The following is an 18,676-nucleotide window of genomic DNA, read 5'->3' on the forward strand; positions in this document are numbered from 1 at the left end:
TGTAGAAGCTTTTTCTTTCTAAACAATGAAGAAATAGTAATTAAATTTGAAATAACCTTTAGATACAGACTAAGTGATTTATTGTCAAAGAATTAGAATTGAAATAAAAATAAAATATAATAAGTGAACACAATTAATACCGCTTACATAATCATTCAAAAAATAATTATTGCTTCTAAATGGATTTAATATAGCTTGAAATTGCTTTCCATTTAAACCCTTTTCTTTTTGCTTAATCAAGAAATTTTAATGCTTCCATCCTCAATTCCAACGCTGGCCTGCCTGCGGCAGACAGGCTCGCTAAACTTTACTCCATACCAAATCTTTCTTAATAGCTATGGTATAGTACAATAAGCACAATCTTTATGAATTATTTTTTTGGTGCTTTGTAGATTGGGACCGTGCTGCAAGGCTCTCCGTACATTATTGAATTTGCATGGGGCATCATTTTATTGGTAATTTCAGTAAAAGCAAACTCAGGATGAGTTAAATCACTACATCCTTTTATGACTATTTTTGCATTTTGAAATTGGCTATAGTCAATTTCGCTCAACTTCAATCTCAAAATTTCTTTTTCAAGTTCATCTTTATTTCCCTGAATCACGAGTTTAACATTTGAAGAAAGCTTACTGACTAAAAGCATGTAAGCCCAGTTGGGAATAATTGCATCTGTAGAGCATGTTAAATTTACATAGCAATCTTTATATTGATCCCAATCATGCTCTTTCACAAATGCTCTGAAGTCTTTTTCTCTTAAAACCAGCCCTTGAAATAGGTTTTCTTTTAAATCGATGGTTTTTCTCTCGGTTTGTTTGTCCACAATATCTTCCAAGTCGAAAGATACTAAGGGACTTTTTTTTACTTTATTTATGATCTCTTCTTCCATTTCCGGTCTTTATAATATACTCAGCCCTCTCAACGGTTTAAATCTAAAAATGATTTCTTTTTTGACTTGGGAGAATAAAACTCTTTTCCATAATTAGGCTCAAAATAAGCTAAGTCTTCAAATTGGCTCATTTTGAATTTATCAAAGGCCATTTTGCCAAAAAATTGAGCGGATGGATTCACATGATCTATCCAAATAAATTTTTTAGAAACAGGTTTTAATAAATCCTTTGTTTTTTCTGCTCCATTGCCAAACAGATAAATTCGCTCATAATTATCGAGGTAATCTTGAAATGCGTCTGCTTCAATTATAAGATTTGATATTTCCTTTATCTCAGAATGATCGGGTGCTGACACTTTATAGAAAACCTCCATTCTACGTGCATCTAACATTGGAATGTAAACCGAAGCTTCCTCTTTTTGGAAGTTTAATACCTGTACTGTCATACTATCCAAAGAGGAAATCGATATTAGAGGAATTTCAAGCGCATAGCATAATCCTTTGGCAGTACTTAGACCAATCCGCAGACCAGTGTAGGAGCCTGGGCCAGATGACACTGCAATCGCCTCTAAATCTTTCATCTTTAAATCACAATGTGATAAGAGTTGTTCTATTAAAGGTGTTAAGGAGTTCGAATGTGACTTCTCCAAATAAAGGTCCGCATTAGCCATTAACTTAGCATCATTATGAATTGCTACAGAACAAATAGGTGTTGAAGTTTCGATACTTAATATAATGCTCATATCAATTCTAATAATTTTTTAACAATCACTAAAACAATGAAAGCGGAGAAAAGATAACTTACTGCAGAGGCTTTCATTTTTCTACTTAATTTCACTCCGATTCTTGCAGTAATCAAAGTCCCTACAATCAGTGGGCCTGTCACTTGGAATAGAATGTAGCCGGTATGATTTACTGCCACCGCTTGCATGGGTTGTTGAAAGAGATTAAAAACCACCATAGACAAAGATGTAATGGTGATCACTCCTAGAGAAATAGCTTTTGCTTTTTTTACTCCCATTTTAAACCCCTGATTTAAAAACGGGATGATAATAATTCCACCTCCTAATCCAGTTAGTGAAGCGGTTAATCCAGCTGATAAACCGGTTAAGCTCAACAATCTTTTTACTCTAACGCTCGTCTCCTGAAAATCCACTTGCTTTTTAGCGTTAGATAAAGTTGAAAAAAGCATTAAACCTAATAAAACGATTACAACCACATTAAACACTTCAACAGAATAAAAGGGTGTATTTACTATAAAATAAAGTGATAACAATCCTGCTGTGATGGAAGAAATGCTAATGATTATTATCTGCTTAGGATAAAATTCCCCATGCTTATAGTGATTATAGGTAGCGAAAAGCCCGGCAAAAAATGTCCCAAACAATGAATTGGCAATGGTGAACTGTGCTATTTCTTGATTGGGGATTCCAATAAATTGGAATGCGATAGGGAGAATCAATATATATATAATGCCTCCGCCAACGCCTAGTAAGCCCGATATTAATCCACCAATTAAACCTGCTAAGAATAAAAGAAAGTAAAAATCCATTACTTTTTAACTTCTAGGAGATTTTGATACTTTACTTTATCATTTAAAAGCGAAATAGCTTCTTCGACTTCCTCATCGTTTTCAAAAGATGATTCTATCATGCCTTGTCTTTTATGATAGCGTGAAATGATCTCCTCCTTTAAGGCTCTTTTAATTTCAGACTGGAACACTGTCAAATCTTCATTTTTATGATCTTGGATTTCCTTTTCCAGCATCTCAATTTCCTTTTTGATAAAACCGAAATATTTGTCGTTATCTGCAGTTTCTTTTAGCTCTTTAATTGTTTCTTCTGTGGCAGTCGTATAGCTGTAATCTTTACCTGAAACCCAATTGGTAAAATCTTGATATATTTTCTCGGAAATTCTAAAATTCTTTGGGTCTGGTTTTGATTCTAAATTACTGTAATAATATTCAGTAGCGAAATCAAAGACGAAACCTTTTTTTATTAATTGAATTGTGATTGGGGCATATCCCGTGGTAATTACTTCATGATCAGGTGAAACTCCTCCTCCGTCATAAACTAATCTTCCACCTTTGGTTTCAAATTCTGTCTTCAACGAATCTGGAATTTTCCCGATGCTTCCATCCTCATTGCGGTGACTGTAATCAATTGCTTGAATACATCTCCCACTTGGAATGTAGTATTTTGCAGTCGTAATTTTTAATTGACTATTATAACTCAGAGGACGGGTTGCTTGCACCAATCCTTTTCCGAAGCTTCTTTGCCCAACCAAAATACCTCTATCATAATCTTGCATAACCCCCGCTACAATCTCTGAAGCCGAAGCACTATTATTGCTAATTAAAACAGCTAGCGGAATATTGACATCAACTGGATTTTTATTAGAGGTATAGGATTTATTCCATTCCTCAATTTTCCCCTTAGTGCTTACCACTTCTAATCCCTTAGGAATAAACACATTGGAAACCTCAATAGATTCATTAAGCAAGCCGCCAGGATTTCCTCGAAGGTCCAGAATTACCTTTTTAGCTCCTTCCCCCTTCAATTCCACTAGGGCCGATCGTACTGAAGCCCCAGCTCCACTGGAGAATTCTGTTAGTCTGATATAGGCAATATCTTCGCCTATCATTCCATAATAAGGCACGCTTTCGATATTTATACTTTCTCTGTTTAAAGAGAATTTTAGCGGTTTTTTGGAATCCTTTCTTTTGACTTTCACATCCACATTGGTACCTATTTGCCCCTTAAGAAGCGTATTGATTTCATCTGTATCGTAGTCTTCAATTACGTTATCATTAATTTCAATTACTTCATCGCCAATTTTCAATCCTGACTTTTCTGCTGGAGAGCCTTCAAAAACCATCATGACCACATGTCTATCTTCAATTTTCCCCATTGTGGTTCCAATTCCAGCATATTGGCCAGTGGACATGATCCGGTAGTCCTCGATTCGGTCTTCAGGAATAAAGTTGGTGTATGGATCTAAAGACTCAAGCATAGCCTCAATGCCCGTTTCAATTATTTCCGTAGGATTGATTTCATCTACATAGTAAGTGTTGAGTTCTTTATATAAAGTGGTGAAGACATCAAGGTTTTTAATGATTTCAAAGTATCGGTCGTTTTTCTTTACTTGGAATGATACTAATCCGACAAAGGTTAGGGCTAAAAGTGTGATTATTATTTTATTTGATAGCTTCATGAAAAGTTATTTACTAGTTTTTTACTTTACAAAACTCATACTATTTCGTTTGAACTTCGATTTAGAAACTGAGAATGACAGATTAAAAACATTATGACTTAGTTTCTATACTATTATCAATTTATATCTCTAGGCCTTCGCTGGCTTGTCTGCACAAGCAGGCCCGCTAAACTTTCATCCCTCCCGCTTTTCCGAGGTCCTCGGAAGCGGTCGAGTTAGTATTTCGCCACTATTATTATGACAAATTTTAGTTTCTGTCCACAATATTACAGAATTTACACTGTGAATTCTTGGTGCAAACGCTCTAAAGTCTTTTTTAGTTTTTTTGTTAAGACATCAGATGGCATTTTTTTATCAGAAGTGTAAATATAAGCAATCCTCAAATTTCTATTAAGTTTTTCTGGATCAATCAGAATTTTATGCTGTCTGTAGGCTTCTCTTACTTGCCTTTTAATGAAATTTCGGTCGGGGGCTTTTTTAAATTTCCTTTTGGGTACGGAAATCAATATTTGCTGAGGATTGACTTTGGCTTCAAATGGATCAGCAATATAAATGACTTTAAATGGGTACAAATAAAAAGAGGAGCCCTTTTTAAAAAGCTCCTGAATTTCATTTCTATGATATAAGCGCTCATTCTTCTTAAAAGAGAAATCGTTATTGTCCGAGATTACAGACATGCGCTTTTCTGCATTGCAGAATTATTTTCTGTGCTTACCTTTTTCGTCAGAAACAGTTAATTTATGACGACCTTTCGCTCTTCTTCTCGCCAAAACGTTTCTTCCATTAGCTGATTCCATTCTAGTTCTGAATCCATGCTTATTTTTTCTTTTCCTTTGAGAAGGCTGAAATGTACGTTTCATATCTTTATATTTTAAATTTTCTCTTGTTCTTTTATAAGGGCTGCAAAGATAAGCAGTTAATTTCTTTTCGCAAAATTGTTTTTCAAAATACTATAAGAATATCTCGTTTTATATCTCCTTAGAAATCATCAACTTTACGATGCAAATGTAGTATGATTAATTAAATAAATTGATAATGATTCAATATAGATTATCACAAAAGTTTCCGCATGATTCTTTTTTACAAGTAGAAATACTGATTAAGCCTACAAAAGCTGATTTTGAAGTAAAACTTCCTGACTGGAGACCGGGAAGATATCAGCTTGGAAACTTCTCTAAATACTTGAGAAACTTTAATGCTTTTGATAAAAATGAAGAGCCATTAAATTTCAATAAAACTAATAGAAACACCTGGTTAATTCATTGCGAAGATGAGGAATGCATCATCCGATATGAAATTTACACCTCTATTATAGATGGCGGAAGCACATTTGTTGATGAAGAACATTGGTATTTGAATTTCATTAACTGCATGATTTATCAAGCTGATGACATGAAACAAGTTCACAAAGTACACCTTGATATTCCAAATGATTGGGAAATTGCATGCGGTTTGAAAAAAGAAGGGAAAGAATTAGTAGCCGACAGTTTTTATGAATTAGTAGACAGCCCTGCATTGGTCAGCAACAAGCTGCAGCATTTAGAATATAGAGTTCAGGAAACTAATTTTCATTTATGGTTTAGGGGAAATGCCGATTTAAAAAATAAGAATCAGATTTTAGATGATTTCAAAAAATTCACTGCTTATCAAATAGAAACTATGGGCGAATTTGAAAGCAAGGATTATCATTTTTTATTTCAAATTCCTGATGAAAAGGCTTATCATGGAGTGGAGCATCTAAATAGCACTTGCATAGTATTAGGTCCAGCTAAGGAATTTAATTCAGAAACCTTTTACAATAATTTTTTAGGAATCAGCTCTCATGAGCTATTTCATTATTGGAATATCATTAGAATCAGACCTGAGGAAATGTATCCTTATAATTTTGATAAAGAAAATTACTTCACTACTGGCTATGTTGCAGAAGGCGTTACCACTTATTACGGTGATCTATTCCTTGTCAGGAGTGGTGTAAAAGATTTGGATTGGTATATAGATGAACTAAATATACTTTTCAAGCGACATTTTGAGAATTATGGGAGATTTAACACTTCAGTAGCGGAATCCTCTTGGGATTTATGGTTGGATGGTTATGAAGCAGGAATTCCCCACCGGAAGGTTTCCATTTATGTTAAAGGAGCTTTGATTGCTTTAATTCTAGATTTAAAAATCATTTTAGAATCGAATGGAGAAAAAAGCCTTGATGATGTAATGAGAAAACTATGGACTGATTTTTATAAGAAGGACAAGGGCTATAGCTCAGAAGACTATTTAAAGACAGCTGAAGAAGTTATTGGGTATGAATTAACTGATTACTTGAATAAATTCATAACAGGTTGTGAACCAGTTGAAAATGAGCTTAAAATATTATTAGATCAATTCGGCTTTGAAATGGAATTGAAAGCAAATGAAAATTCTATTACTCATCATTTAGGATTAAAAATAAATGAAGAAACGGTGATTAGCATTGCTCCTGATAGTCCAGCTGAAAAAGCGTTTAGAATTGGCGATAAATTAATAGGTATTAATAAGCAGAAGTTTGAGGAAATTCAGGATGTAATTCACTTTGAAGAGGAAACGTCTTATTCTTTTCAATTTTTCAGGAATAATAATTTGAGAGAGGTCACAATTAAAACTGAAAATGGTGGATTTTACAGTCGGTATATTCTCAAGGGAAATAATGATATAAAAGAAGATGAAAAAATCATGAGAAAAAAGTGGTTGAATGTGTGATTAAAATACAAAAGGGTAGGAAAAGCGAAAGGCAGCTCCCCAGCTGCCTTTCTATTTCAACCAAAACCTTACAAAGTCATTGACTTGTATAAGATGTTATAAATGTAGAATGATTTATTTTAGCAGTCAAGCCCCTATCAAACTTTTTTTTAAACTTATTAGAAAATTACTATTTTTAAACTATATTTCTAATTAAAGTACAAACTAATTGTTGCTACATGTAATATTACTTTAAGGATTTTTTAAACGAATCCCAATCCAATTCAATTGCTACCTCGTCAATAGAATCACCAATATTTTCAGACACAAATTCAATTCTTTCTTTTAATGCAGGGTGAGAAGAAATCCATTCAAATCCATTTGGGATCTCTCTATTCTTTTGCTTTAGCTTTAAAAAGAACTGGGTTAATCTGTTAGGGTTAATATTTGCTTCTCTTAAATACTTAATAGCATACTCATCCGCTTCCCTTTCCATCCTCCGACTAAAACCGCTACTCACTACCAACTTGGTAATTTCTTGCATTACTACAGGATCACCACCTGATATAATTAGAATCAAGGAATTCAATCCTATCTCCTTAACTAGGTTTTTGATTACATGTCGCTTTTCTGCATGAGCTAATTCATGTGCTAGCACTGCAGCCAACTCCTCAGGTGATTCGGTTTGTTCAATTAAGCCTGTAAAAAGGAACAATTGCCCATTAAAGGCTGTAAAAGCATTTACTTGATCAGATTTTAAAACGTAAATATCGTATTCATAGCTAACCGTATCCATACCTTTGGCCAACCTCTTAAAAATAACATTCATTACAGAATCTGTTCTTTCCACATTGATTGAATCAAATTCTCTAAAGATTTGATCATTGAAAAAATCTGCAATTTCTGCCTCCTGCTCCAAAGAAACCAAATCTTGTTGCTCAGTTGTGGTTGAAAAATAGGTGAAACCAGCCCATATACCGACCGCAACTAAGATAATTATACCTAAATCTCGAAAATTTTTATTCATCATTACATTTTAGGTGGCTGATTTACCACAGCATGATCATCAAGTTCTTTCTTCTTAAAAACAGACTGATAAGACACTCTTCCGAAGAAAAGAAAGTAGTACATCTCACCCTTTCTTGCTTTCACTGCACCTATGATACTGAAAACAATATAGATTAAATTCGCAATTCCTACCAGCCATAAGTAGCCTTTGAAAACATCTGAAAAAGCGTAGTCAAGAAATATTATCCTAGCACCCCAGAAAACAGCAACAGCATTCAAAATACTTGTAGGAAGTTGGCTTAGTAAAGATTGCAAAGAGTGAAAGCGAACAAACAGACTCTTTCCTTTATTGATATAATAATAAATAATTGCTGCTACCAAATTCAAAATAGGCAAAGGAAGCCCTGCACCTAATGCTGCAAACATCATAAGGTAGGCTCCCATTGCATCTTCTCTTTCCCTAATCTCTAGCTCCTCAGGTTGAGGAATTGGTTGATATTGATTTTCTGTCATTGTGCTAATGGTTTTCCTGTGAACGGTGGATACTCATCTGTCATATACCACATATAAAGATTAACTCTGGTTTGCCATCTTAAGGTCCCAACGATAAATTCGTGCCATGATTTTGGAAATTCGCCTGTAAATAAAACAATCCACCATGCAATAATCACCAAAATTTGACACCAAATTAACCTAAAGAAAAGCACAAAAGCGTGAGGAATCAATACGTAAATAATCCCGAAGAATGCTCTCAACAATACCAAGCCCCTGCTAATTCTTTCTGGGTACTTAACATCTACAGCAATGTACTCATCTTTTGCATCCAACCCAAAAGGAGGATAATCGTCAGCTAAATTAAAGATACGGGCATTTAATCTGGTCTGCCAGCGGATCAACTGCACTTGAAACTCAAAGAAACTTTCTGGATATCTTCCAGTAAACAAAACAATAAAAAAAGAAATAAACCTTAGAATGGCACCCCACAATCCTACAAAAAAAAGTAGAAATAGATGCGGAATCTGAATATAGAGCCAACCAAAAAAAGACCGGAGTAATAACTCGCCACGTGAATAGCGATCTTGATGTTTAATATCAAAAGTTAACATAGTGAATATTGATTTAGTTAAGCCCGAAATTGTAAAATCTTACGATAAATTACAATTTTTAGAGTATTTAATAACGAGAGTATTTTCTACACCATATCTTAAAATGCTCGAAATCAACAAAAAAGGCTCGTAAATTTCCGAGCCTTTTAATAATTAGTATTAAACTTTACGATTAAAACTCGTAAGCTTGCTTTTCCAATACATGACCTGCAATCGATCTTCTTACTTCTTTTAAATTCATAGGATCTATTTTTGTAAATCTCTTCAATCCTAATAACATCATGCGCTGTTCATCACCTTCAGCAAAAGCAAAGATTGCTTCTTTACCTGCTTTATTAGCAATTTCAACTGCTCGGTGCATGTATAAGTTAGTCATATTGATTTGCTGTTTGCAAGCTTCTTCTCCTTTGATATCAACCAATTTCTCAGTTCTTAAAAGAGCAGACTCAGCAGCATAAACCTCAATCAACATATCAGCTAAATTCATTAAGATTTCCTGCTCTTGAGATAGTTTTTGCATATACTTTTGAACAGCCGCACCAGAAATCATTAAGCCAGCTTTTTTCAAATTAGCTAATACTTTTTTCTCTTTAGCAAATAATGAATCATCTTCATCCGCTCCGAAATCAGGAATAGATGTTAATTCCTTCTGCACATTCATTGCAGGCGTCATCAAATCCAATTTACCTTTCATGGCACGTTTCAAAAGCATATCGATCGTCAACATTCTGTTGATTTCATTTGTACCTTCGAAAATCCTGTTAATACGCGCATCACGGTAAGCTCTATCCATAGGTGCGTCAGCAGAGAAGCCCATACCACCATAGACTTGAACACCTTCGTCAGCTACGTAATCTAAAACTTCCGAAGCATGCACTTTTATAATTGCACATTCAATAGCAAATTCTTCAACAGATTTCAATTTGGCTTCTGCCTCTTCCATTCCACCAGCTACTAAATCTTCATAAGCATCGTCAATGTTTTGACCTGCTCTATAAGCTGCTGATTCTGCTGCATAAGTTCTAGCAGCCATTTCAGCTATTTTGTGTTGAATAGCTCCAAAGCTGCCAATAGAAGTACCAAATTGCTTTCTCTCATTAGCATACTGAGCTGCTTGACCTAATACTGCTTTAGATGCGCCAATAGCAGAAGCCCCTAACTTAATTCTTCCGATATTAAGAATATTTACCGCTATTTTAAAGCCATTTTCTCTTTCAGAAAGTAAGTTTTCAACCGGTACTTTGCAGTCGTTAAAGAAAACCTGACGGGTAGAAGAACCTTTAATCCCCATCTTAGCCTCTTCTTCATTCATGGTGACACCACCAAAATCTTTCTCAACAATAAAAGCAGAAAGATTCTTATCATCATCAATTTTTGCAAAGACGATGAAAACATCTGCAAATCCACCATTGGTGATCCACATTTTCTGACCATTCAAGATATAGTGCTTTTTATCTTCTGTTAAAACTGCTTTAGTTTTAGCTGCATTTGCATCAGAACCAGAATCCGGTTCAGTTAAGCAGTAAGAAGCTTTCCATTCACCACTAGCCAATTTTGGTAAATATTTCTTCTTTTGTGCGTCATCGCCATAATATAAAATTGGAAGTGTTCCTATTCCAGTATGTGCCGATAAAGCAACGGCAAAAGAATGCCCAGCTCCTATAACTTCTGCAACTAGCATGGAGGTATTAAAATTCATGCCGAAGCCTTCGTATTCTTCTGGAACTGAAGTTCCTAAAAGACCCAACTCTCCTGATTTATCCAATAACTGAGGCATTAATTCAGGATTACCTTTTACATCATCGATTTCATCTAGTTTAGGATATACTTCCTGATCCAAGAAATCTTTACAAGTTTGAGCAATCATTTTTTGCTCTTCTGTCCACTCTTCTGGAGTAAATACTGCCTGTGCAGGAGTTTCTTCAATTAAGAATGCTCCTCCCTTTGCTGTGAATTTTTTTTCTGTTGTACTCATATTATTAGTATCTAGTATCTAGTATCAAGTATCGAGATATCAGATCTAGATATTTGATACTAAATGGGTTCTACAATTATTTATTTTATAACTATGGTTATGTAAACCAACAAATAATCTAGAGTCTTTATTCTAGACTCTAGATTCTTCTTTTACATCATCTCGTAAATTCCGGCGATACCTTGACCACCACCAATACAAGCTGTGACCATTCCATATTTACCGTTTGTTCTTTTCAACTCGTTCATAACCTGAACCGACAGTTTAGCACCAGAACATCCTAATGGGTGACCTAATGCGATAGCTCCACCATTTACATTTAATTTACTTTGATCAATATCCAGTTCACGAATTACAGCTAAAGATTGAGCTGCAAAAGCTTCGTTTAATTCGATCAGATCTATGTCATTCAATTTCAAACCTGCATTTTTCAATGCTTTTGGAACTGCTTCCACTGGTCCGATACCCATGATTCTTGGTTCAACTCCCGCTACACCGAAGCCAACCATTCTAGCGATTGGCTTAACGCCTAATTCTTTAACCATTTTCTCAGACATCACCATTGTAAAAGAAGCTCCATCATTTGTAGGTGATGAATTACCAGCCGTTACAGAACCGCCTTGAGCAAACACAGGTTTCAGCTTTCCTAAAAGATCTGTATTTGTACCTGCTCTAGGTCCTTCATCTTTATCAACTGTAAAGTCTCTGGTTTTCTTTTTGCCGTCCTCAACGTAGGTCTCCTTAACATTTATAGGTACGATTTCATCATCGAATTTTCCATCTTTCTGAGCTTGAAGTGCCTTCATGTGAGAATTATAAGCAAACTCATCCTGATCTTCTCTTGAAATTTTCCACTGTTGCGCAATCTGCTCAGCAGTTAATCCCATAGAAGTATAATAATCAGGCGTTTCTGTTGCAATCTTATAATTCAAAGCTGTTTTATATCCCATAATCGGAACCATAGACATCGACTCTGTACCTCCTGCAATGATGATATCAGCATAACCTGCCTGAATCTTTGATGCAGCCATATTGATTGCCTCTAAACCAGATCCACAATATCTATTGATTACTAAACCGGGCACTTCTTTACCAAGTGCTAATAGTGATATCATTCTTCCCATTTGCATTCCTTGCTCTGCTTCCTGCACAGCATTTCCTACAATTAGGTCATCTACCATTTTATTTTCCACACCTTCCACTTGTGAAACAAGGTGTTTGATTACATCGGAGGCTAGATCATCCGGTCGGTAAAATCTGAAGCCACCTTTTTTGGCTCTGGTTACTGCCGTTCTATATCCTGCTACTATATATGCGTCCATTTTTTTAAATTTTGAGATTATAGAATCTAGAACATAGAGTCTAGACTTCTGCATTCGTTTTCTTTATAAAAGAGTTAAGCATTTTTTGAATTTCATCTAATGCGTTCTTAACCGCATCAAAATCACTTTCTGACACAAAATTCAGTTCTCTACTTAACAGCAATTGAGTTTCTAACTCAAAACTAGAACCAATAGATATTCTTAAGAACCTAGAAAAATCTTTGCTTGAATCTCTAGAAGAGCCTTCTGCAATATTAGATGGGATTGAAACAGCACACCTTCTAATTTGAGATATCAATCCAAATCTTTCCTCGCTAGGAAAAGTACTTGTGACTTGATATATCAATAGAGATAACTCCATTGATTTCTCCCAAACTTTAAGTTTCTTATAATTGTGCATTTTCGATCTTTATTCTATGTTCTAGGTTCTAGGATCTAAAGTCTAGTTTCTAAGCGGTTTTCCTCCTTGCAATACGGCTTGAATTCTTTCCAGTGTTTTCTTTTCTCCTAACAGGGATAAGAAAGCTTCTCTTTCAAGATCCAATAAGTACTGCTCTGAAACTTCTTGAGGATACGATAAATCTCCGCCACACATTACGTACGCTAGTTTATCTGCTATCTTCTGATCGTGTTCTGAAATGTATCGCCCCATCTTCATACCGGACACCCCCGCTTTAAATAAAGCAATACCGGTTTTTCCTTGCACTTTTATATCAGTCCTTTGAACTGGCATGGTATATCCAGCATCTGCCAATCTTATAGCAGCAGCTTTAGCATCAGCGATCTGACGGCTCCTATTCATACTGATTCCATCAGAAGGACGTAGAATCCCCATATCTCTTGCTTCATGAGCCGAGGTGGCAACTTTAGCCATGGCTATATTCATATAAGCATTTTGCAAAGCGTTCAGCTCAACATCTCCGTCCTGATATCTATCAGCTACTCGTAGAGCATTTTCTTTGGTACCTCCACCACCTGGAATGACACCAACGCCTACTTCAACCAAACCGATATAAGTTTCAGCTGAAGCTTGAACGTGGTCAGCATGCATGGATAATTCACATCCTCCACCTAAAGCCATATTATGTGGTGCTACTACAACAGGTACTGCTGAATATCTTGCTCGCATCATAGTTTGTTGGAATTGACGAATCATGAAATCTAATTCATCATAATCTTGTTCGATGGCATACATGAAGATCATTCCCAAATTGGCGCCCACAGAAAAGTTCGAACCCTCGTTAGAGATTACTACTCCACGATACTTCTCCTCTCCCATTGAAATAGCCTTATTGATGGCTTCTATCACACCGCCACCGAGGGAATTTGATTTAGAACGGAATTCTACATTAATAATACCGTCACCCAAATCGATAATCCCCGCTTCTGCATTGCTCCATATTTCTTTACCACTCTCTTTCAAGTTTTCAAGAATAATGAATTCTTCAGTTCCCGGGATATTTACATATTTCTTACTATCGAGATCATAGTATTGCTTTTGACCTGCTTCAACTTTATAGAAAGAATCTGCACCAGAATCAAGCATATCATAAACCCATTGGTTTGGCTTATAACCTGCTTCTTCCATTTTCTCCACAGTCTTTTTAACACCTAGAGTATCCCAAGTCTCAAATGGTCCAATTTCCCAACCAAAGCCAGTGCAAACTGCTTGGTCAATTCTATATAATTCATCAGAAATCTCGGGAATTCTATTAGATGCATATTTGAATAAACCATAGAAGGAATCTCTGTAGAATTCACCCGCTTTATCCTTACCTCCTAATAAAACAGGAAATCTCTCTTTTAAATTAGATATCTGCTTGGTGGACTCAAGGGTAGAGAATTTAGGCTTGCTCTTAGGCTTGTATTCCATTGACTCCAAATCCAAAGTAAGGATTTCAGTCTTTCCATCTTTTTTGGTCTTCTTATAAAAACCTTGCCCTGTTTTATCTCCTAACCATTTGTTGTCTTCTAACTTCCCGATTACATCCGGCAAATTGAAAGTTTCTCTAGCTTCATCATTTGGAAGATTTTCATATAAACCATTGGCTACTTTTATCAAGGTATCCAAACCAACTACATCAGAGGTTCTGAAAGTAGCAGATTTTGGTCGCCCAATGACAGGCCCTGTCAATTTATCAATCTCATCGATATTCATGCCTAATTTTTGCATGGACTCTACAACTTTCAAAATTGCATAGATACCAACTCTATTTGCGATAAATGCAGGAGTATCTTTACATAAAACCGTTGTTTTGCCCAAATACAAATCTCCATAATGCATCAAGAAATCAGTAATCGCTTGATCCGTTTTTGGTGTAGGAATGATTTCCAATAATTTTAAATAACGAGGCGGATTGAAGAAGTGTGTTCCAATAAAGTGCTTTTGGAAATCCTCACTTCTTTCTTCTAGCATCATATGAATTGGAATACCTGAAGTGTTGGAGGATATAATAGTACCTTTAGTTCTGTGCTCTTCAACTTTTGAAAAAACTTTCTTTTTAATATCCAGTCGCTCCACAACAGCTTCTAGCACCCAGTCACAATCTTTGATTTTGTGCATATCATCATCAAAATTTCCCAATGAAATTCTATTGGCAAAATCTTTATGATATAATGAAGCAGGCTTACCTTTCAAGGTAGATTCAAAAGCCTCATTCACGATACGATTGCGCACTTGCGGATCTTCCTTCGTCAGGCCCTTGTCTTTCTCGGCATCCGTAAGTTCAAAAGGCACGATATCAAGCAAGAGCACTTCCACACCAATATTGGCAAAGTGGCAGGCAATTCTTGATCCCATAATCCCCGAACCTAAAACGGCTACTTTTTTAATGTTTCGTTTCATTTAGTCGCTATGGTTTAAATTTTAAAAAATTAATGAACTGATTCTTTATTATTGTAAATCTCGTTTGAGTCGATTATGCCATTCACTCTGTTGATGACATCAAAAAAAGCTTCTAATTTTTCAGGTTCAATAGTTTTGAATACCTCTTCATTGAAAGCTTTTACCGTTTCCCTTGACACTGCCTTTTTCTCTATCCCTAAATCTGTTAAAAAAATTCTGACAGAACGTTTATCTTCAGGATCAGGCTTCTTATGAATAAGACCCTTTTCTTCCATACTTTTTAACATACGGGTCAAACTCCTGCTTTCTAAGCCCATCAGTGGGGCTATTTTGGTAGCAGGTGTCCCTTCTTTGGAATTGATATTTAATAACACAAACCCTATGGAAGTAGTAATTCCATATTTTACAGCTTGTTGGTTGTACATGCGTGAAATAGCATGCCAGGCCGCCTTAATATTGTAGTCGATGGATTCTTCTCTCTTCATGGAAGTCAAATATACAAAAATATAGTATGCATGCATACTATATTTGAAAAAAATATTAAATTCTGTATTAAAAAAATATATGGGCTATATTTAGTCTCTTCAACGACAATTTCAAAATATTAGATGCACGATAATGATTTTCACCAAAACATCAGTTAATTGATCCCAAGTAACAAATAACTCCAAAAAGAGTATGTACTTGGAACTACATCCATATAAAAACTTTAATTATGAAAAAGAAAGCAGTTTTATCATTTTGCTTAAGCCTAGTCTTGACTTTACTATCTATATCAGTGGTCATAGGACAAAATCGTACTGAAATGATCGGTTCAATAGACGATAAGGTAAGTCTAAAAAGAGAGGGAGATCAATATTTACTCACATATCGAGATAATAATCTAAATTCTGATAAAGAAAACAATGAATTCATCATTAAGGATCAAGTAACTCTTGAAAACCTTTATACTTTTATCATAGACGGATTCGATTCAATGAACCCCGGTCCAGTTCAATTTGAGATGAACAAAAATGAATTAAGATTATATTATAAAAAGAAATTCTTAGGAAAAGATTTGGTTGAAATCATTCATGAGAATAAAGAAACAGAGGAAACTGGCACCATATATAGGCTGAGCCAGAAGGATGTTCAGGAGTTATTCGGGAAAAATTAAAATTATAGGAACGATACCTTTAGAGTAGAAATGGCTTTTTGTTTTTAATTAAGTCAGTGGACTAAGCATGAATTGCTTAAACTTGTATTGAAAAACAGGCAGCTATATTAGCATTAAGCGGCATACTGCGTTTTTATACAATATTAAGTAACAGCTAGGGCTTATAGACGTTCAAAATTAAAAACTCTTTGAAGTCATGAACATTTTACAACTCTTAGCTCAAATTCCACAAGGTGTTCCACATCCTGATGACAGTGAGCCCTTAATACTACAAACTCCTTTTGATTATATACTATATGTGGGTTTACCCATCCTAATTTTAATTGGAGGATATTTATGGTGGAGAAGGAAAAGGAGAAGAGAGGAAGAGGAAGACTAATTCTAAAAATTCTCAATTAACTTCTAGTGCAAATCATTAAAAAAGCTCATGTTTGAAGGATCTTTCTTGAGAATCTCTTCAATATCTCCTTGTTGATTCAAAACTAATCTTATGGGATAAATACTATGAATTTCACTACTTTCAAAAAGATTCTCGGTATCGAGATAGACATGTTCTTGGTTTAGAACATCTTCACCAACTCTTAGTCTCAATAGCTTTTTGGATCTAATTCTCGTCAAAATAAAAAATGTGTTTTCTAAAGATTGAGAGTTGCTTATCAGGAAATTTTCAACATCGGAAATACAACCTTCACACCCTAATTCTGGAAGAATTATAATATCAGAATAGGAAGTAGTTGAAGTATGGTTACTTTTTGTAACTGTTTTAATAATTTCTGAATATTCAGCTTTTTCATTAGAGCACGCAGAAATTAAACAATAAAATATTAATAAATAAACCCTAGTCTTTTTCAATTTCCATTAATTTAAATTGGTCAAAAATTATAGCGTCTTCATTGTCTGAAAATTTCTTGAGATATAAGCCAGTTTTGGAAATCACAAAAGTTCCATAGGACCTTTTACCAAAAACTGTTTCTCCTATGACATCAAAATATCTATCCAATAGAACCATTGAAGATTGCAAGCCATTGAATGCAGCTGGATCATAATTGCTTTCGGGTAGATATACAGTTCTAAAATAAAAATTATCAGAAGGTACATATCCTGTTTCTTGATAACTGCCATTAATAATAAAATGATCCCTTATTTCTTCCTTCGAAATAGAATTAAGCATTTTGGAAGAAGAAATGGATGGAATTTCTTCTATATATTTACTACCTGCATATTTATTAAATACTTTACCATTTTTAAGATCTAAAAACTTAAAATCATGGCTAACTGAAAAACTGAAAAATAATAAAGAATCAATGGGATTGTAATTATGACTCAGCCATCGATATTGACCTCCACCCCAATTACCTTCTCTAAAAATCTCAGGATATGAAATTTGGTAATCAACCTCTTTTGAAACTAAGTTTAATTTAATTAATAAAGGTCTGTTTTCAGCGGTTTCGTCATTGTATTCACCCGCAATATTACCTGTCAGATAAGCTGTATTATCTACAACAACAATTGGAGAATTTGTTGCTACTCTCGCAGCAGGTAAATATTTTTTGCTTTGGTTTAAATTATAGCTGTTTATCATATTTTCCTCTGCATTGAAAAGAAATAATTTAGACATACCATAATTATAAATAAAAATAGAATCTAGGTTATGAATGTGATATCCAAAAATATCCCCTACACCATGAGCACCCTCTTTTTCATATGTCTTTTTATACAGAAATCCTTCGCTTTCAAAATCATAAAAATAAATACTATTATTGTAGTTATTAAGGAAAGTTAATATTTCCAATGAATCTTTAGTTCTAAATACTTGAAATTGATTGCTTTGCGGAGCTGTTTCATCATCTAATTCAAATGATTTTGAGCCAACTTTCATCAATTCATGGCTTGACTCTATTTCCTTTTGATTGTTTTTATTTTTGACTTCATTACTACAAGAAATTGCAAAAAGAATCAAAAAAAAGCAAATGATCAGCCTACTGATTAAATTTATATTCATTAACAAAACATTTATTGAAATAATACTTATTAAAAAATTTGAGCTACGATTAAAATGTTAATATTTAAGCATTACTATAAAAAAATAGAGTAGTTAAAATATGATTTTAACTACTCTAAATAATCATTAATAAAATTATCACCCGAGAGTTTCTTTTTCATCGCCCGCACCTTTTTTCACACAATCATGTGAAATCATTGAATCCTCACAAAAATAAGTATTACCATTCTTGCCAGATGCATATGTACAATCTCCATTATTTTTATCTGGTTCATTATTACATCCTGAATAACCATAATAGGTAACAACAAATAAAGACAAAACTGTCAGTACGATTTTTGATAAACTTTTCATATGTATATTTAAATATTAGTTTGAATCAATATTAATGACTTAGTTTTTTTTTTGCAACTATCATATAATTTTTTTTTTGAAAAAATAGTCTAAAAAC

At 34.5% G+C, this 18,676-nt stretch carries 20 protein-coding genes; 3 read left to right on the plus strand and 17 right to left on the minus strand.

Features of this window, described 5'->3' with window-relative positions; translation table 11 throughout:
* Positions 1 to 370 precede the first annotated feature (370 nt).
* From AAC601_RS18655 to rpmH, 6 genes are all read right to left on the minus strand, one after another.
* Positions 371 to 886, minus strand: coding sequence for a DUF2480 family protein (locus AAC601_RS18655; protein ID WP_303270601.1), 516 nt, complete (start codon positions 884 to 886; stop codon positions 371 to 373).
* 29 nt (positions 887 to 915) lie between these two features.
* Positions 916 to 1,629 carry a tRNA (adenosine(37)-N6)-threonylcarbamoyltransferase complex dimerization subunit type 1 TsaB gene (tsaB, locus tag AAC601_RS18660; protein WP_340154083.1) on the minus strand — a complete coding sequence of 238 codons (714 nt, stop codon included), beginning with the start codon at positions 1,627 to 1,629 and terminating at the stop codon, positions 916 to 918.
* The gene (locus tag AAC601_RS18665) at positions 1,626 to 2,438 is read right to left on the minus strand and encodes a sulfite exporter TauE/SafE family protein (RefSeq protein ID WP_303270604.1); all 813 of its coding nucleotides are present in this window, start codon (positions 2,436 to 2,438) and stop codon (positions 1,626 to 1,628) included. Before AAC601_RS18665 ends, tsaB begins: the two co-directional genes overlap by 4 nt.
* Positions 2,438 to 4,099 carry a S41 family peptidase gene (locus tag AAC601_RS18670; protein ID WP_340154084.1) on the minus strand — a complete coding sequence of 554 codons (1,662 nt, stop codon included), beginning with the start codon at positions 4,097 to 4,099 and terminating at the stop codon, positions 2,438 to 2,440. The genes AAC601_RS18665 and AAC601_RS18670 overlap by 1 nt, the downstream gene beginning before the upstream one ends.
* Positions 4,100 to 4,374: 275 nt before the next feature.
* Positions 4,375 to 4,776, minus strand: a complete 402-nt coding sequence (gene rnpA / locus AAC601_RS18675; RefSeq protein ID WP_303270606.1) for a ribonuclease P protein component — start codon at positions 4,774 to 4,776, stop codon at positions 4,375 to 4,377.
* A 21-nt stretch (positions 4,777 to 4,797) separates the two neighbouring features.
* Positions 4,798 to 4,959: a 50S ribosomal protein L34 gene (gene rpmH / locus AAC601_RS18680; protein ID WP_013453813.1), complete on the minus strand. Its 162-nt coding sequence runs from the start codon at positions 4,957 to 4,959 to the stop codon at positions 4,798 to 4,800.
* Positions 4,960 to 5,134: 175 nt separating this feature from the next.
* Between rpmH and AAC601_RS18685 the strand changes: the two genes are divergently transcribed.
* Positions 5,135 to 6,832, plus strand: coding sequence for a M61 family peptidase (locus AAC601_RS18685; protein ID WP_340154085.1), 1,698 nt, complete (start codon positions 5,135 to 5,137; stop codon positions 6,830 to 6,832).
* Positions 6,833 to 7,058: 226 nt separating this feature from the next.
* Here the strand turns inward: AAC601_RS18685 and AAC601_RS18690 are convergent, their stop codons facing one another.
* The 8 genes from AAC601_RS18690 to AAC601_RS18725 form a co-directional block, all read right to left on the minus strand.
* The gene (locus AAC601_RS18690) at positions 7,059 to 7,841 is read right to left on the minus strand and encodes a M48 family metallopeptidase (protein ID WP_013453815.1); all 783 of its coding nucleotides are present in this window, start codon (positions 7,839 to 7,841) and stop codon (positions 7,059 to 7,061) included.
* On the minus strand, positions 7,841 to 8,332 hold the full coding sequence (locus AAC601_RS18695) for a DUF4870 domain-containing protein (protein WP_013453816.1): 492 nt from the start codon (positions 8,330 to 8,332) through the stop codon (positions 7,841 to 7,843). The genes AAC601_RS18690 and AAC601_RS18695 overlap by 1 nt, the downstream gene beginning before the upstream one ends.
* Positions 8,329 to 8,925 (minus strand): DUF4389 domain-containing protein, encoded by a 597-nt coding sequence (locus AAC601_RS18700; RefSeq protein ID WP_340154086.1) that lies wholly within the window; start codon positions 8,923 to 8,925, stop codon positions 8,329 to 8,331. The genes AAC601_RS18695 and AAC601_RS18700 overlap by 4 nt, the downstream gene beginning before the upstream one ends.
* A 172-nt stretch (positions 8,926 to 9,097) precedes the next feature.
* The gene (locus AAC601_RS18705; RefSeq protein ID WP_340154087.1) at positions 9,098 to 10,900 is read right to left on the minus strand and encodes an acyl-CoA dehydrogenase family protein; all 1,803 of its coding nucleotides are present in this window, start codon (positions 10,898 to 10,900) and stop codon (positions 9,098 to 9,100) included.
* Positions 10,901 to 11,052: 152 nt separating this feature from the next.
* Positions 11,053 to 12,222 (minus strand): acetyl-CoA C-acyltransferase, encoded by a 1,170-nt coding sequence (locus AAC601_RS18710; protein ID WP_340154088.1) that lies wholly within the window; start codon positions 12,220 to 12,222, stop codon positions 11,053 to 11,055.
* 40 nt (positions 12,223 to 12,262) lie between these two features.
* Positions 12,263 to 12,622 carry a four helix bundle protein gene (locus tag AAC601_RS18715; RefSeq protein WP_340154089.1) on the minus strand — a complete coding sequence of 120 codons (360 nt, stop codon included), beginning with the start codon at positions 12,620 to 12,622 and terminating at the stop codon, positions 12,263 to 12,265.
* Between the two features lie 42 nt (positions 12,623 to 12,664).
* A complete protein-coding gene (locus AAC601_RS18720; protein ID WP_303270615.1) occupies positions 12,665 to 15,067 on the minus strand; it encodes a 3-hydroxyacyl-CoA dehydrogenase/enoyl-CoA hydratase family protein in 2,403 nt (800 codons plus the stop codon).
* Between the two features lie 29 nt (positions 15,068 to 15,096).
* Positions 15,097 to 15,552, minus strand: a complete 456-nt coding sequence (locus AAC601_RS18725; protein WP_340154090.1) for a MarR family transcriptional regulator — start codon at positions 15,550 to 15,552, stop codon at positions 15,097 to 15,099.
* 230 nt (positions 15,553 to 15,782) lie between these two features.
* On the opposite strand from AAC601_RS18725, the gene AAC601_RS18730 reads away from it, so the two are divergent.
* The gene (locus tag AAC601_RS18730; protein WP_340154091.1) at positions 15,783 to 16,223 is read left to right on the plus strand and encodes a hypothetical protein; all 441 of its coding nucleotides are present in this window, start codon (positions 15,783 to 15,785) and stop codon (positions 16,221 to 16,223) included.
* 196 nt (positions 16,224 to 16,419) lie between these two features.
* Positions 16,420 to 16,602 (plus strand): LPXTG cell wall anchor domain-containing protein, encoded by a 183-nt coding sequence (locus AAC601_RS18735; RefSeq protein ID WP_340154092.1) that lies wholly within the window; start codon positions 16,420 to 16,422, stop codon positions 16,600 to 16,602.
* Between the two features lie 23 nt (positions 16,603 to 16,625).
* On the opposite strand, the gene AAC601_RS18740 is transcribed toward AAC601_RS18735, so the two are convergent.
* The 3 genes from AAC601_RS18740 to AAC601_RS18750 form a co-directional block, all read right to left on the minus strand.
* Positions 16,626 to 17,075 carry a hypothetical protein gene (locus tag AAC601_RS18740; protein ID WP_340154093.1) on the minus strand — a complete coding sequence of 150 codons (450 nt, stop codon included), beginning with the start codon at positions 17,073 to 17,075 and terminating at the stop codon, positions 16,626 to 16,628.
* A complete protein-coding gene (locus AAC601_RS18745) occupies positions 17,062 to 18,225 on the minus strand; it encodes a DUF4221 family protein (RefSeq protein WP_340154094.1) in 1,164 nt (387 codons plus the stop codon). Before AAC601_RS18745 ends, AAC601_RS18740 begins: the two co-directional genes overlap by 14 nt.
* 138 nt (positions 18,226 to 18,363) lie before the next feature.
* Positions 18,364 to 18,579, minus strand: coding sequence for a hypothetical protein (locus AAC601_RS18750; protein WP_340154095.1), 216 nt, complete (start codon positions 18,577 to 18,579; stop codon positions 18,364 to 18,366).
* Between the last annotated feature and the right edge of the window lie 97 nt (positions 18,580 to 18,676).

This window comes from uncultured Marivirga sp. (genome assembly GCF_963974845.1).
GTDB classification, from domain to species: Bacteria; Bacteroidota; Bacteroidia; order Cytophagales; family Cyclobacteriaceae; genus Marivirga; species Marivirga harenae.

What these genes read in the sequence shown, in the direction of transcription:
- AAC601_RS18655 (WP_303270601.1), bottom strand. Translation starts at nt 886, where the DNA reads ATGGAAGAAGAGATCATAAATAAAGTAAAAAAAAGTCCCTTAGTATCT.
- tsaB (WP_340154083.1), bottom strand. Translation starts at nt 1,629, where the DNA reads ATGAGCATTATATTAAGTATCGAAACTTCAACACCTATTTGTTCTGTA.
- AAC601_RS18665 (WP_303270604.1), bottom strand. Translation starts at nt 2,438, where the DNA reads ATGGATTTTTACTTTCTTTTATTCTTAGCAGGTTTAATTGGTGGATTA.
- AAC601_RS18670 (WP_340154084.1), bottom strand. Translation starts at nt 4,099, where the DNA reads ATGAAGCTATCAAATAAAATAATAATCACACTTTTAGCCCTAACCTTT.
- rnpA (WP_303270606.1), bottom strand. Translation starts at nt 4,776, where the DNA reads ATGTCTGTAATCTCGGACAATAACGATTTCTCTTTTAAGAAGAATGAG.
- rpmH (WP_013453813.1), bottom strand. Translation starts at nt 4,959, where the DNA reads ATGAAACGTACATTTCAGCCTTCTCAAAGGAAAAGAAAAAATAAGCAT.
- AAC601_RS18685 (WP_340154085.1), top strand. Translation starts at nt 5,135, where the DNA reads ATGATTCAATATAGATTATCACAAAAGTTTCCGCATGATTCTTTTTTA.
- AAC601_RS18690 (WP_013453815.1), bottom strand. Translation starts at nt 7,841, where the DNA reads ATGATGAATAAAAATTTTCGAGATTTAGGTATAATTATCTTAGTTGCG.
- AAC601_RS18695 (WP_013453816.1), bottom strand. Translation starts at nt 8,332, where the DNA reads ATGACAGAAAATCAATATCAACCAATTCCTCAACCTGAGGAGCTAGAG.
- AAC601_RS18700 (WP_340154086.1), bottom strand. Translation starts at nt 8,925, where the DNA reads ATGTTAACTTTTGATATTAAACATCAAGATCGCTATTCACGTGGCGAG.
- AAC601_RS18705 (WP_340154087.1), bottom strand. Translation starts at nt 10,900, where the DNA reads ATGAGTACAACAGAAAAAAAATTCACAGCAAAGGGAGGAGCATTCTTA.
- AAC601_RS18710 (WP_340154088.1), bottom strand. Translation starts at nt 12,222, where the DNA reads ATGGACGCATATATAGTAGCAGGATATAGAACGGCAGTAACCAGAGCC.
- AAC601_RS18715 (WP_340154089.1), bottom strand. Translation starts at nt 12,622, where the DNA reads ATGCACAATTATAAGAAACTTAAAGTTTGGGAGAAATCAATGGAGTTA.
- AAC601_RS18720 (WP_303270615.1), bottom strand. Translation starts at nt 15,067, where the DNA reads ATGAAACGAAACATTAAAAAAGTAGCCGTTTTAGGTTCGGGGATTATG.
- AAC601_RS18725 (WP_340154090.1), bottom strand. Translation starts at nt 15,552, where the DNA reads ATGAAGAGAGAAGAATCCATCGACTACAATATTAAGGCGGCCTGGCAT.
- AAC601_RS18730 (WP_340154091.1), top strand. Translation starts at nt 15,783, where the DNA reads ATGAAAAAGAAAGCAGTTTTATCATTTTGCTTAAGCCTAGTCTTGACT.
- AAC601_RS18735 (WP_340154092.1), top strand. Translation starts at nt 16,420, where the DNA reads ATGAACATTTTACAACTCTTAGCTCAAATTCCACAAGGTGTTCCACAT.
- AAC601_RS18745 (WP_340154094.1), bottom strand. Translation starts at nt 18,225, where the DNA reads ATGAATATAAATTTAATCAGTAGGCTGATCATTTGCTTTTTTTTGATT.
- AAC601_RS18750 (WP_340154095.1), bottom strand. Translation starts at nt 18,579, where the DNA reads ATGAAAAGTTTATCAAAAATCGTACTGACAGTTTTGTCTTTATTTGTT.